Below are 12,294 nucleotides of genomic sequence, written 5' to 3' on the forward strand. Positions count from 1 at the left end.
AAAGCCTCAGAGACAGGCGGATCGGAGCTGGGGACGCCTCAGAGATCGGAGCTGAGGACGCCTCAGAGGTAGAGGGCGGCGGTGACACCGAAGCCGCCGAGGGCGACGAACCAGACGTACGGGAGTGTGCGCGCCATCACCTGCTGTGGTGTGACGCCCGCGTACTGGGCGGCCCACACCGTCTGGGTGCTGGTCGGATCAGCGACACCGAAGACCTGGTTGTACGAGGTGGTCAGGCCGAGCACCGCCACGGCCGGGTACACGCCGGCGGCGATCAGGACGCCCGCGATACCGGCGCCGAGCCCGTACACATTCAGCGGGCCGCGGTAGAGACACAGCGGTACGAGCAGGGTGAACACCAGCACGAACAGCAGGGGGTTCTGCGGACTGACGGCCTTGACCAGGGGTTCGAGCGCGTCCACCGAGCCAGGCAGCTTCACCGCCGCCAGCAGGATGCCGATGGCGACGAAGAGCGCGATGGGCGCCGCCGCGACCTCGAAGCCCGCGTACAGGGTGCGCAGCAGCCGCTTGTTCATCTCCCGTGGCCGGGTGGTGGTGACCAGCGCGTACAGGATCCCCGCCAGCAGCGAGGGGATGATGGCGGTCTCGAAGCCCAGGGCGAGGACGAGCGGTACGACCGGGGTGAGCAGCGCGTACCAGGGCGCGTCCCCCAACTGCTCGCGCCGGGAGGGCCGTTGGGGCTTGTCGGCGACGGAGCGGAGCGCCCAGGCGTGTTCGACACCCTTGCGGCGGGTCTCGACGAGGACGAACAGGACGGCCGCGAGGAGCGCGAAGGGGAACAGCTTGAGCATGAAGCCGCGCACGGTCGGTACGGGCAGTTCCAGCGCGCTGGAGAAGAACTGCCAGACCGGCAGCTCGAAGGGCATACCGGCCGCGATACCCATCAGGATCGTGCCCGCGGCGGTGACCTTCGGGATACCGACGGCGATCATCGCCGGGATACCGATGATGCCGGCGAGCATCGCGGCGGGCGCGGAACCCGTCACCGTACCGACCAGGGTGGAGACGGCGAGGACGCCGAGTGCGACCACGACCGGCCGGTCACCGCCGAATTCGACGATCTTGCGGACGAGTGTGCCCGCGATCCCGGTCTCGTGGAGGAGTTTGCCGAGCCAGGAGCCCAGCAGGATCGCGATCATGGTGGCGGCGAGTGCGGGGGCACCTTCCTGGAGGACCGTGTCGAGCACACTGCTGTCGCCGGTCAGCGGGGCGCCCGAGACGAAGGCGATGACCACGGCCAGCAGAACGAGGGCGAAGGCCGTGGGTAGTTTGCGGCTGAGCATCGCGGCCACACCGGCCGCCATGATCAGCAGGATGACGATGCCCATGGCGTTACTTCTCTCTTCCGTGCGGGCCGTACGTGCCGTGCGGGCCGTACGTGCCGTGCGGGCCGTACGTGCCCTGCGGGTTGTGCGTGCCCTGCGGGTCGTGCGTCGGACGGGCGGCCCCCGGCTCGGCCCAGGCGGCGAGCGCGGCCGTCAGCAGGAGGGGACTGCGGCCCAGACCGCAGACCGCGCGGGCGTAGGCGTGCGCGGCGATCTCGTCCGCGCCCGCGACATGGCCGTACACCCGGCGGCGGCCGACGCGCAGCACGGTGTGGCCGAGTGCCCGCCTGAGCGCCTTCTTCGCGGGGCCGTGGTGGAGCCGCTCGTGGACCGCCTCATGGGCGAGGGCCGCGGCGCGTACGGATCCGGCCGGATACCAGTCGCCCCAGCCGAGGCGTTGTGCGAGGTCCTCGGCGGCGGCTATGGCGTCGGTGTGCAGCTCGACGGTCGGCGGTCTGGAGGTGTAGCGGGCGAGCAGCCCCCGCTCCAGGCCGCCGTCCCGTTCCACGACACGTGCCGTGCTCGCGACGGGAGCGAGCGCGGCCCCGAACTCGGCGGCGGCGCGCGCCCATCGGCGCAGCAGCTCCGGGTCGCGGCTTTCATGGGTGGGGGTGTCCGCGAGCAGCCGCGCGCCGAACTCGGTGTCGTCGAGATCCGCGAGCCGCCGCAGACCCGCGAGTTCACATGGGTCCGTGAGCCCACGGGGGTCCGCGATTCCACGTGGGTCCGCGAGTCCACGCGGGTCCGTGAACGGGTGCCGGTCCGCGAGGCCCGTCTCCGGGCGTGTGACGGTCATGTCCGTGCCTCCACCACGGCGACGAGAGGTTCGTCGGCCGCGCGGGAGCGCAGTTCGCCGCGGGCGAGCGCCAGCAGCGGCTGCGGGTCGAGGACCCCGGAGAGATCGGCGATCCTGGCGCCGACGAGCAGACGCAGCGCCGGGGCGCGCACCCCGCCGTCGCCGTAGGACGTGGCCTCCTCGACGAGCGAGGCGAGTACCTGCGGCGCCGAGCCGACCGTGGTGGTCTCGACGCGGGCGTCCCGCGCGTGCAGCCGTACGACCCCGTCGGCGTCGACGACCCGCACCGGGTGCCGGGTGGCACGGAATCCGCCGCGGACCTCGGTGCCGAACACCGTGTGCGCGGGAGTGCTCGCGAGGACCCGCACTCGCGCCGGATCGCTCTTGAGACTCGCCGCGGCGGCCCGCAGCCGTTCGGCGTCGTCCGCGCGGTGGGCGCGGTCCTGGGTACGCAATTCGGTGGCGCCGGTGGCGACCGCCCGTACGGTGTTGGTCTGCGGGTCGACGGTGACCTCCACCTCGACACCGTCGGGAGCCGCGCCCTGGGCGATGACGGCCTGTTCGGCCTCGGCGCGTACGGCGAGGATCTGCTCCTGGCCGGCGTCCGGGATGATGCGCTCGATCTGCTCGCGCACCATCGCGAGGGCGACGCCGATGGGGCTGATGACCTCGTTGTGGCGGGCGATACGGCCCTCGTAGCCGGTGACCGCGGCGAGATGCGGGGTGACGGACGCGGCGCCGCCGCCCCCGCCGACCAGTACGACGGTGTCCTTGTCGAGACGGTAGTCCCCGATCACCGTCTCGACCACGGCCTTCACCTGGCCGGTGCCCGCGTCCAGGACACGGGCCGCGGCGGTGGCGACGTCGACGCCCAGCGCGGCGGCGAGCGGCGCGAGCGCGGCCTTCGCCACCTCCTGGTCCGAACGGGCGAAGTCGCCCTCGGGGACCCGGCCGAGCGCGTTGGCCGCGCAGGTCATGGTGATCGCGAACCGGCCGCCGGCGGCGTCGAGCACCGCGTAGTCCGCCGGGTCGTCCGCCATCGGCCTCACCATGGCGAGCCTCGCGTCCCGCAGCTGGTCCCGGGTCGCGAAGCAGGCGTACGGCAGACCCGCGATATGCGCGCTGCGCGGCCCCACGGCGGTGATCTTCCCGCCGCCTGTCCTGACCATGGAGCCGCCGCCGACGCCCACGGTGCGTACGTCCAGCGCGGACATGTACGACGTCTTGCCGAGGATCGTGGCATGCCGGACGGCGACCTTGCCGCGCCGTACGACACTGATGTCCGTGGACGTCCCGCCGGTCTCCAGGAACAGACCCTCACTGATCCGCTCCCGCATCAGGGCGCCCGCGATCCCGGCGGCCGGGCCCGACAGCACCGTCAGCAGCGGTCTGCGCCGCATCTCGTCCAGCGACATCACACCGCCGTCGCAGCGCATCACCATCAGCGGGGCGGTGACCCCCGCCTTGGTGATGGAGGCGTCGACGAGATCGGCGGTGGCGAGCATACGGGGCAGGATCGCGGCGTTGACCACGGCGGTACGCGTGCGCTTGCGCAGTCCGTACAGCGAGGTGATCCGGTGCGCCGCGGTCATCGGCAGTCCGCGCTCGCGCGCGGCGTCGAGCACGGCCTCCTCGCCCTCCGGCCGGTCGACGCTGAACGGCTGGCTGGCGACGAGGACTTCGGCGCCCTCCCGTACGACCGCGTCGACGGCACGGCCCACGGCCGCCGCGTCGTCGGGGTCGCCGATATGCGCGTAGGCGAGCGGAAGCCGCTTGCCGGGGGTGAGTTCGAGATTGCGGAAGGCCGCCAGCCGGCGTGTCAGTACGGCGCCGGGACCGGTGCCGATACCGAGCAGACCGACGGTGGCGACATCGCCCTCCAGCAGGGCGTTGGTAGCCTGTGTGGTGCCGTGGGCCAGGAACGCCACGTCCTCGGGGGAGTTGCCGGTCTGCTCCAGCAGACGGTCGAGCGCCTCCACGATGCCGTGGGCGACCCCGTTCTCGTGGTGGTGGCTGGTGGGAACCTTCACTTGCCCCAGGAGTTCGAGGCTCGTGGCGTCGACGGCCACGGCGTCGGTGAAGGTTCCGCCCACGTCGATGCCGACGCGGATGCGGTGGGTGGTCATTGGTCTGGGCACCTCCTTGTGCGCGGTTGGCGGATACGCGGGCGGTGCGTCCGGGCGGGGCAGGTGGAGCTGCTTCCGTCCGGACATCCCGCCGGTGTTGGGTATTCCGTTGTCAGTAGCCGCGGATGTCGGGCCAGTGACGCTGGATCCCGGCGCGGTCGAGCACCCCGGCGAACGCGTCGAACCGCTTGTCCTCGGCCTGGACCTGGTGCGGTTCGACTCCTTCGGCGAGGCAGTGGGCGGCCAGGGCACCGGCGACCTCGCCGATGTTCCACTCCACCGGGTGGAGCCGGTAGCAGCCGTTGGTGATGTGGGTGGTGCCGATGTTCTTTCCGGCGGGCAGCAGATTGCGGACCCGGCGCGGGACGAGGGCGCCGAGCGGGATCTCGAAGGGCACGGAACCGATGTCGATGTAGTTGTCACCGCCGGTGGAGGGGTGCAGATCGATGCGGTAGTTGCCGACACCGACCGAGTCCCGGTAGCGGGTGCCGCCGTACGGGCCGACCAGATCGATCGCGACGTCCTGCTCGGTGATGGTGGTGACGGCCTTGATCCGGCGGGACTCGCGTACGTACGGCGCCTTGGCGAGACCGTCCTCGGTGCCGGTGATGTCGGGACGGAGCCGCAGACCGGGGAAACCCCTGCCGCCGTCGGCGCGGGGCGCCTCCGTCTGGAGCCAGTACAGAAGGGACAGCGAGAGCTGCCGCGCCTCGGCCACGGCCTGCTCCGCGCCCTCCCGGCCCGCGCCGATCAGCGGCTTGAGCCAGTAGTCGTTCAGCGGCCAGTTGACGAGGGTGATGTCGGAGTCGAACGCGCCGGGCCGGTGCAGCTTGCGGGCGAGGATCCGGCGGAAACCGAACAGCTCCTTGTCCCCCGCGTCCGCGCTCTGGTCGGCGGTGACGTCGAGCGGGTCGAGGTCGGGGTTGGGTACGAAGGTACGCGGGACCGCCTCCAGGGAGCGCGGGTCCGGGGCGAGGAAGCCGAGCAGCGGGCCCGGCCAGAAGCCGGGACGGTAGTCGCGCCAGAAGTCGTAGTCGGCGGGCCTGTCGATCGTGTGGTCCTCGCCCTCGTGGTGGGAGAGCGCGAAACAGACCGTGATGCCCTGCTGGTTGAGCGGGTCCGCGGTCTCGGGGGCGTGCGGCTCGTCGTACTCGTCGCGTGCCTCGGCGCCCACCGCGTACTCCACACCGGCGAGTTCCAGCAGCTCACCGGTCTCGGTCGCGTCGATGACGTACCGGGCGTGAACCGTGCGGCTGCCGCCCGTGCGAGAGTTCTCCAGTGTGACGGAGCGTACGGTGTCGTTCGCGGCGTCGGCCTCGGCCGCGACCGGACGGTACTCGGTCAGGACGGTGAGCCGGCCCGACGCGCGGTGCGGGGCGAGCATGGACTCCAGGACGGCGAGGGCGGCACGGGGCTCGGCGCAGAGCTTGCTGACCCGGCCCGCGCCCGGGTTGAGCCCGGGGAGCGCGAGCGCCTCGGAGCGCAGCGGGTACCACTGGCGGTAGTACTCCCTGATCGACTCACGCAGCGCGCGGTACGAGGCGGTGGTGCCGAACCGCTCGACCCAGGGGTGCTCGTCCGGCGGGACGGCCTGGGAGGTGAGCTGGCCCCCGATCCAGTCGGTCTCCTCCGTCAGGACGACACTGCGCCCGGCCCGGCAGGCGGCGAGCGCGGCGGCCACACCGCCGAGACCGCCGCCGACGATGAGTATGTCCGGTTCGGGTGTCACGCGTGTTCTCCTCGTGGTGCTGTCTGGTGCGGTGCGGTGCTGTGCGGTGCTGTTCCAGTCGGGCGGACATGTGCGGTGGCGCGGTCATGCCGGGCGTACGGACGGCTCCGGCGGAGGCCTACGTACGGGGACGGGCACGGGGGCGGGCCGCGGGTGGCGGACCCGCCTGTGGCGGACCCGCGGTGACGCCGGGCCGGAAGACACAGGCCACCAGTGGCTCCGCCGCCGCCTCCCCGGCCACCAGGGCGGCGAGCATCCGCACCGCCGCCGCGCCCAGCCGGGCCCGGGGGACATCGAATCCGGTGGGCTGAGGTCCACCCGCCAGATCGGGCGACGGACTGCCGAGCAGGGCCAGCGAGGCCTCGCCGGGGCAGTCGATACCGGCCGCGACGACGGCGGTGTGCAGCGCGCGCCAGGCGTCGCCCGTGTCGGTCTCCTCGGCGACGAAGGCGCTCACACCGTCGGCGAGCCAGCCGCGCAGCCGCTCGGGGGTGAGATCGCGCCCGGGATCGGCGGAGCGGAAGACGGCCCCGGGGCCGCCCGGCAGCCCGGCCTTCTCCAGCCCTTCCAGGAAACCGCGTTCACGGTCGGTGGACGCGGGAGCCTCGTCGTCCTCACGGACGAGCACGATCCGGCGGTGGCCGAGACCGGCGAGATGGGCGACGACCTCACGGCTCGCGCTGACATAGTCGGCGCCGACCCAGGCCAGCCCCTCCAGCTCGTCCCTGCGGCCGATATGGACCACCGGGAAGCCGTCGTCGACCAGCCGCCGCAATTCCCGCGCGGGCGCGTGGCGGCCGAGGAACAGACAGCCGTCGGCGAGCCGCACCCGGCTCAGCGCCTCGGGCCCCGTCGCGCCGGCGCCGCCGGTGCTCGACCCGGTGAAGAGCACCAGGTCGTAGCCGCGCGCGGCGGCCTCCCGCTCGACACCCACCAGGAACGGGTAGTACGAGTGCTGCACATCGGTCGGGAACGTCGCGGTGAAGCTGAACACACCCAGCAGGTCGTTGGATCCCGCGGCCAGACTGCGTGCGGCCGGATCGGGCACATAACCGAGACTGCTCGCCGCTTCGAGGACCTTGCGCCGGGTCTCCTCGGAGATCGCCGCGCCCTGCTTCTTGCCCCCGAGCACCAGCGAGACGGTGGCCTGCGAGACCCCGGCCAGTCTGGCGACCTCCGCCTGACGGGGCCGTGATGTACGGCCGGCCGGCGCGGGGGCCCGGCCGGGCCGGGACCGCCTCCTGGATTCGTCCACGCTGCTGCCTCCGAGTTGTTAATGCGTATTAGTAATGCGCATTAACAGGCACTATCGGCCTCGGGGGCGCCGGGGTCAAGAGGCTGGAGAGAGATTTCCGCCGACCGGACAGGACCTGGGCCCCGGCCTTCTCCCGGCCGCCCATCTGGTCGTACGGTGTGATCGCTTCCGGGTGATCACGTCCCATCCATGACCGAAAGGCCGTCCGTATGGCCCTGTTCGACCTGCCCCTGGACAAGCTCCGCGACTACCGGAGCCCGTCCGAGGAACCGGAGGACTTCGACGCCTTCTGGGCGCGGACGCTCGGCGAGACACGCCGTCACGATCTCGCCGCCCGCTTCGAACCGGTCACGACGGCGCTGACGACCCTGGACGTGTTCGATGTGACCTTCGCCGGGTTCGGCGGGCATCCCGTCAAGGGCTGGCTCGTACTGCCCGCCGGGACGGACCGGCCGCTGCCCGCCGTGGTCGAGTTCCTCGGCTACGGGGGCGGGCGCGGTCTGCCGCACACGCATCTGCTCTGGGGCTCGGCCGGCTTCGCGCACTTCGTGATGGACACCCGTGGCCAGGGCGGCGGCTGGGGCGGCGGGGACACACCCGATCCGGTGGGCAGCGCCTCCGCCCACCCGGGCTTTCTGACCAGGGGTGTCGAGGACCCCCACGAGTACTACTACCGGCGGCTGTTCACCGACGCCGTACGCGCGGTCGAGGCCGCCCGCTCCCACCCTCTCGTCGACGCCACGCGTACGGTGGCCACCGGCATCAGCCAGGGCGGCGGGATCACCCTCGCGGTCGGCGGGCTGGTCCCCGACCTCGCGGCGGTGGCGCCCGATGTGCCGTTCCTCTGCGACTTCCCGCGGGCCACCACGCTCACCGACCGTCATCCGTACCGGGAGGTGGGCAACTATCTGAAGACATACCGCGACAGGACGGAGCGGGTGGCCCGGACGCTGAGCTACTTCGACGGGGTGCACTTCGCGTCCCGGGGGAGGGCGCCCGCGCTGTTCTCGGCGGCTCTGGAGGACCGGACCTGCCCGCCGTCGACGGTCTTCGCCGCCTTCAACGCCTGTGCCGCCCCGGACAAGACGATCGAGGTCTACGACTTCAACGACCATGAGGGCGGCGGCCCCTACCAGCAGGCGGTCCAGCTGTCCTGGCTGCGGGACCGGCTCGCCGGGACGCCGGGGGCCTGACCGCCGTACCGCCCGCGCCGTGCGCGCTTTCCCCGGCCTGGCGCCCCCCGGTGGATCAGCCCGACGCGCCCGGCGTGTCCGGGGCGCCGAGGCGGTTGATGTCCGGGCTGTACAGCACGGTCGCACCCGTCCCCGCGAGGCCCGTGACCTCGATCATCGCGCGCCCCAAGTGGTCGGTCGTCGTCACATGGCGCGGGAGCAGTCTGCGCAGGACCGGGTAGAGCCATGAGGTCAGGCCGTAGATCAGGCGGTACGAGGCCGTCCTGGAGACGGCGCCGTGGCGGGGCCGGATATAGCCGGGCCGGAACATATAGGCGTGGAAGGGCATGGCGAGCAGTTCGTTCTCCGTGCGGCCCTTGACCCGGGCCCACATCGTGCGGCCCTTCTCCGTGCTGTCGGTTCCCTCCCCCGACACATAGGTGAAGGTGAGGGAGGGGTTGTCGGCGGACACCGCGCGTGCGGCCGCCAGGGTGTACTCGTAGGTGATCCGGGTGTACTCCGCCTCCTTCAGGCCCGCGGAGCTGACGCCGAGACAGAAGAAGCAGGCGTCGAGACCGGTGAACTCGTCCCGGATCGCGGTGAGGTCGGTGAAGTCCGAGTGGACCACCTCGCGCAGCTTCGGATGGCTCACGGCCAGCGGGGTGCGCACGACGACGAGCACGCTGGTGACCCGCTCATCCTCCAGGCAGGAGTGGAGCACCCCCTGCCCCACCATCCCGGACGCTCCGAAGATGACCACATTCACGTGCTGAACTCCCTGTCGCGTCGATGTCATGCGTTGAGGACCGCGGCGGCGGCGGCCACGATGGTGGCGCGGCGGCGCCCCCGGTCCACGGCCGCGTCCATGGCCGGGTTCAGCGGAAGACCGCCGAGGGACAGCAGCACGAGAAGGTCGCGCAGCTCTTCGGCGGGCAGCCGGGACATGACGAGACCGTCCTCCTGCGCCTTGGCGATGAGGGAGGCCTTCTCCTCCTGCGCCCTGAGAACGGCGTCGGGCACCTCGTGCTGGGGGCGTTCCAGCTCGCGCCAGGCGGCGAACCGTACGACCTCGGGGTGCTGCTCGTAGTAGTCGTGCAGGCGTCCCGCGTAACCCGGCAGATCGGTGGGGTCCATGGGAACGGCCGTCACGATCTCTACGACCAGCCGGCTGTAGACCGTGTCGAACAGGTCCGTCTTGCTCCCGAAGTAACGGTAGAGCAGGGCGTTGTTGACACCCGCGGCCGTGGTGATGCGATCGACACGGGCCCCGGCGATGCCATGGCGGGCGAACTCCTCCGTGGCGGCCGCCAGGATCTTGCGCCGTGTCTCGTCTGCGTTGCGGACCATGGTCCCAGTATATGTAGGTAGGTTCTTACTTGCCAAGCGGTCCACTCCGCTCCACCGTCGAAAGTAGGTAATTACCTACATCGCCTGACACCCCCGCGGGCCTGGAGAACGGCAATTACGTACGGACCACGGTCTTCGCGGACGTCGACAACTCCATGCGGATCGCCCGGGAGGAGATCTTCGGTCCCGTCGTCTGTGTCATCCCGTTCGACGATGACGACGACGCCGTACGTATCGCCAACGACTCGCCCTACGGGCTCGGAGGCGCCGTGAGGGGCGCCGACCAGGAACGCGCCATGAATGTCGCCCGGCGGGTACGGACCGGCACCCTCTCCGTCAACAGCGCCATGTTCAGCTTCGACGCCCCCTTCGGCGGCTACAAGGCCAGTGGCGTGGGCCGTGAGTTCGGCGCCGCCGGACTCGCGCAGTACCTGGAGCTGAAGTCCATCGCCGTGGCCTAGGAAGACATACGCCTGGGAAGACATACGCCGAGGAAGGCATACGCCGAGGCCCAGGAGCGCACGCCGGGGGCTCCCGGCCGGATCTGCCGGGGTCACGAGCACGGTCCCGGTCCGGTCCGGCAGGGTCCGGCCCGGTCCAAAGGGCAGGCGCTAGCCGAGGTGCTTGGCGATCTCCCAGCTTGCCGCCAGCTCGACATCGCCGTTGATCCGTACGTCGACCAGGACCGGGCCCTCCTCGACGGCCAGTGCTCTGTCGATCTCGCCGAGGTCGTCGGGCCGGCGCACGGTGAAGCCCTTGGCGCCGAAGCCGGCCGCCAGTTCGGCGAAGTCGGGTTCCGGCATGTCGGCGTAGGACGGGTTCAGCTTCTTGTGGACCAGATCGTGCTTCTCCTGGCCCACCGCGTTGTCGTTGAAGACGATCACCGTGAGCGGCAGCTTGTGGCGTACGGCCGTATGGAAGTCGGCGACGTTCATCATGAACGAGGCATCCCCGGTCGCGTGCGTGACACGTTGTCCCGGGCGGGCGAAGCAGGCGCCGATGGCGAGGGCCAGGCCCTGGCCGATGGCGCCGAAGTCCCAGCCGATCGCCCAGTTCTCCGCGCGCGGCACGGTGAGGATCTTCGCGCAGACCATGGCCGCGTGGCCGCCGTCGACCACCAGGACGCGGTCGTCCTTCGGCAGGGCGTCCTCCAGGTGCTGTACGGCGCGACGCGGATCCGTGGTGTCCCCGTCGTTGTAGTGCACCGACTTCGGCTTACGGTCGTCCTGGAGCCGCTGTACGAGTCCGGGGTCGGGCCGGCGCGCCTCCACCGTCCGGGCGAGCCGGTCCGTCAGGGCCGCCACGCCCGTTCCCGCGTCGGCCGTCATCCCGACGGCCACCCGGGCGAACCAGCCGAAAGCTTCCGGCCGGTCGTCGATCTGGATGATCTTCTTCTCGTTCGCCAGGAGTTTGCCGAAGTCGGTCGTCCATTCGTTCAGGCTGGCGCCGACGACCACCAGCACATCGCTCTCGGCGAGCGTTTTCACGGTCGGACGCGAACCCAGCCCGCCGCTGACTCCCAGATACAGCGGATAATCCGCGCAGAATCCGGCGGCCAGAATGGATACGGCGACCGGTGCGGCAAGTCGCTCTGCCAGTGCGCGCACCTTGGATTCCGCTCCGGAGTTTCTCGCCCCGAGTCCGCAGAGAATCGCCGGGCGCCGGGCCGACGCGAGCAGCTTGACCGCTTCCTCGACATCTTCCGCGCGCGGCGGCTGGAGCGGGTTGGGCGTGTACATGGGCCGGTATGTCCAGCCGGGGTCCGGGATCTCCGTCTGCTGGATGTCCTGGGGCAGATTCAGAAGGAACGGTCCTTTCCGGACCTTGATCTGACGGAATGCCTCCCCGAGGCAGTAGTCCACGTTGTGCACCGATTCCAGCCGGACGGTGGCCCCGGTGGTGAGTCCGGCGAGTGCCTGCTGGTCCACCATTCCCTGCGGGTTGTAAGGATCACGGAGGGAGGTGTGTCCGGCGAGCACCATCAGGGGGGTGCGGTGGAGCCGTGCGGCCACCAGCGAGGTCGTGGCATTGGTGCAGCCGGGTCCTTGGGTGACCGACGCGAGACCGGGCTTGCCGCTGAACCGGGCGTAGCCGTCGGCCATACCGACAGCGCTGGATTCGTGGTGGGCGTGGACGAATGTCGCGCCGTGCCGTTCGCCCAGGTCCACGATCATGTCCTGGTTCGCGTCCCCCATCACGGCGAACAAGTGGTCGAGTCCTTCGGCGGTGATCGCGTCGGTGACAGCTTGGAATGCCTTCATCGGGATTTTCCTTCGGGTTCGGCTGGTCTTGAACCGACAGGCGCCGGTGCTTTCGGCGGAATGCGGCGATGTCGTTCCCCGCACGCGATCCACGGTGCGGCCGAACGGGTTCCCCGGCCGTCGCGGGAGAGCCAGAGCGTAATGCACCCTCACGCCGTGGATCCTGACGACAGGGCGCGGTGGGTGCGGTGGCCCCGAGGCGGTACCGATTCGGCGTAACTCCGATGGGATACGGCCCCTCATGGCGCGCGGCCTCTTGTGG

At 71.0% G+C, this 12,294-nt stretch carries 9 protein-coding genes and 1 pseudogene; 2 read left to right on the top strand and 8 right to left on the bottom strand.

All coding sequences use genetic code 11. The annotated features are described in order from the left end of the window. Positions 1-62: 62 nt before the first annotated feature. The 5 genes from OG214_RS33760 to OG214_RS33780 form a co-directional block, all read right to left on the bottom strand. Positions 63-1,349: a transporter gene (locus OG214_RS33760; protein ID WP_405986863.1), complete on the bottom strand. Its 1,287-nt coding sequence runs from the start codon at positions 1,347-1,349 to the stop codon at positions 63-65. A 4-nt stretch (positions 1,350-1,353) separates the two neighbouring features. Continuing rightward, the gene (locus OG214_RS33765) at positions 1,354-2,016 is read right to left on the bottom strand and encodes a hypothetical protein (RefSeq protein ID WP_405987684.1); all 663 of its coding nucleotides are present in this window, start codon (positions 2,014-2,016) and stop codon (positions 1,354-1,356) included. Positions 2,017-2,138: 122 nt separating this feature from the next. After that, entirely contained in the window at positions 2,139-4,268 is a 2,130-nt protein-coding gene (locus tag OG214_RS33770; RefSeq protein ID WP_405986864.1) for a hydantoinase/oxoprolinase family protein, read from the bottom strand. A 112-nt stretch (positions 4,269-4,380) separates the two neighbouring features. Beyond that, positions 4,381-5,997 carry an FAD-dependent oxidoreductase gene (locus OG214_RS33775; RefSeq protein WP_405986865.1) on the bottom strand — a complete coding sequence of 539 codons (1,617 nt, stop codon included), beginning with the start codon at positions 5,995-5,997 and terminating at the stop codon, positions 4,381-4,383. A gap of 118 nt (positions 5,998-6,115) precedes the next feature. Beyond that, complete coding sequence (locus OG214_RS33780) at positions 6,116-7,252, bottom strand: LacI family DNA-binding transcriptional regulator (protein ID WP_405986866.1); 1,137 nt, start codon at positions 7,250-7,252, stop codon at positions 6,116-6,118. 209 nt (positions 7,253-7,461) lie between these two features. Between OG214_RS33780 and OG214_RS33785 the strand changes: the two genes are divergently transcribed. Further along, a complete protein-coding gene (locus tag OG214_RS33785; protein WP_363084891.1) occupies positions 7,462-8,445 on the top strand; it encodes an acetylxylan esterase in 984 nt (327 codons plus the stop codon). A 55-nt stretch (positions 8,446-8,500) separates the two neighbouring features. On the opposite strand, the gene OG214_RS33790 is transcribed toward OG214_RS33785, so the two are convergent. Next, entirely contained in the window at positions 8,501-9,190 is a 690-nt protein-coding gene (locus OG214_RS33790; protein ID WP_405986867.1) for an NAD-dependent epimerase/dehydratase family protein, read from the bottom strand. Between the two features lie 26 nt (positions 9,191-9,216). After that, the gene (locus OG214_RS33795; RefSeq protein WP_405986868.1) at positions 9,217-9,771 is read right to left on the bottom strand and encodes a TetR family transcriptional regulator; all 555 of its coding nucleotides are present in this window, start codon (positions 9,769-9,771) and stop codon (positions 9,217-9,219) included. An 83-nt stretch (positions 9,772-9,854) separates the two neighbouring features. Between OG214_RS33795 and OG214_RS33800 the strand changes: the two are divergent. Continuing rightward, a pseudogene (locus OG214_RS33800) lies at positions 9,855-10,232 on the top strand (aldehyde dehydrogenase family protein); the annotation flags it as partial. A 150-nt stretch (positions 10,233-10,382) separates the two neighbouring features. On the opposite strand, the gene OG214_RS33805 reads toward OG214_RS33800, so the two are convergent. Further along, positions 10,383-12,032, bottom strand: a complete 1,650-nt coding sequence (locus tag OG214_RS33805; protein ID WP_405986869.1) for a thiamine pyrophosphate-binding protein — start codon at positions 12,030-12,032, stop codon at positions 10,383-10,385. Positions 12,033-12,294 lie beyond the last annotated feature (262 nt).

Origin of the sequence: Streptomyces sp. NBC_00872 (assembly GCF_045161915.1) — a bacterium.
In the GTDB taxonomy this organism is placed as follows: domain Bacteria; phylum Actinomycetota; class Actinomycetes; order Streptomycetales; family Streptomycetaceae; genus Streptomyces.

Coding starts and splice junctions, on each gene's coding strand:
- OG214_RS33760 (WP_405986863.1), bottom strand. CDS start 1,349: ATGGGCATCGTCATCCTGCTGATCATGGCGGCCGGTGTGGCCGCGATG.
- OG214_RS33770 (WP_405986864.1), bottom strand. CDS start 4,268: ATGACCACCCACCGCATCCGCGTCGGCATCGACGTGGGCGGAACCTTC.
- OG214_RS33785 (WP_363084891.1), top strand. CDS start 7,462: ATGGCCCTGTTCGACCTGCCCCTGGACAAGCTCCGCGACTACCGGAGC.
- OG214_RS33795 (WP_405986868.1), bottom strand. CDS start 9,771: ATGGTCCGCAACGCAGACGAGACACGGCGCAAGATCCTGGCGGCCGCC.
- OG214_RS33805 (WP_405986869.1), bottom strand. CDS start 12,032: ATGAAGGCATTCCAAGCTGTCACCGACGCGATCACCGCCGAAGGACTC.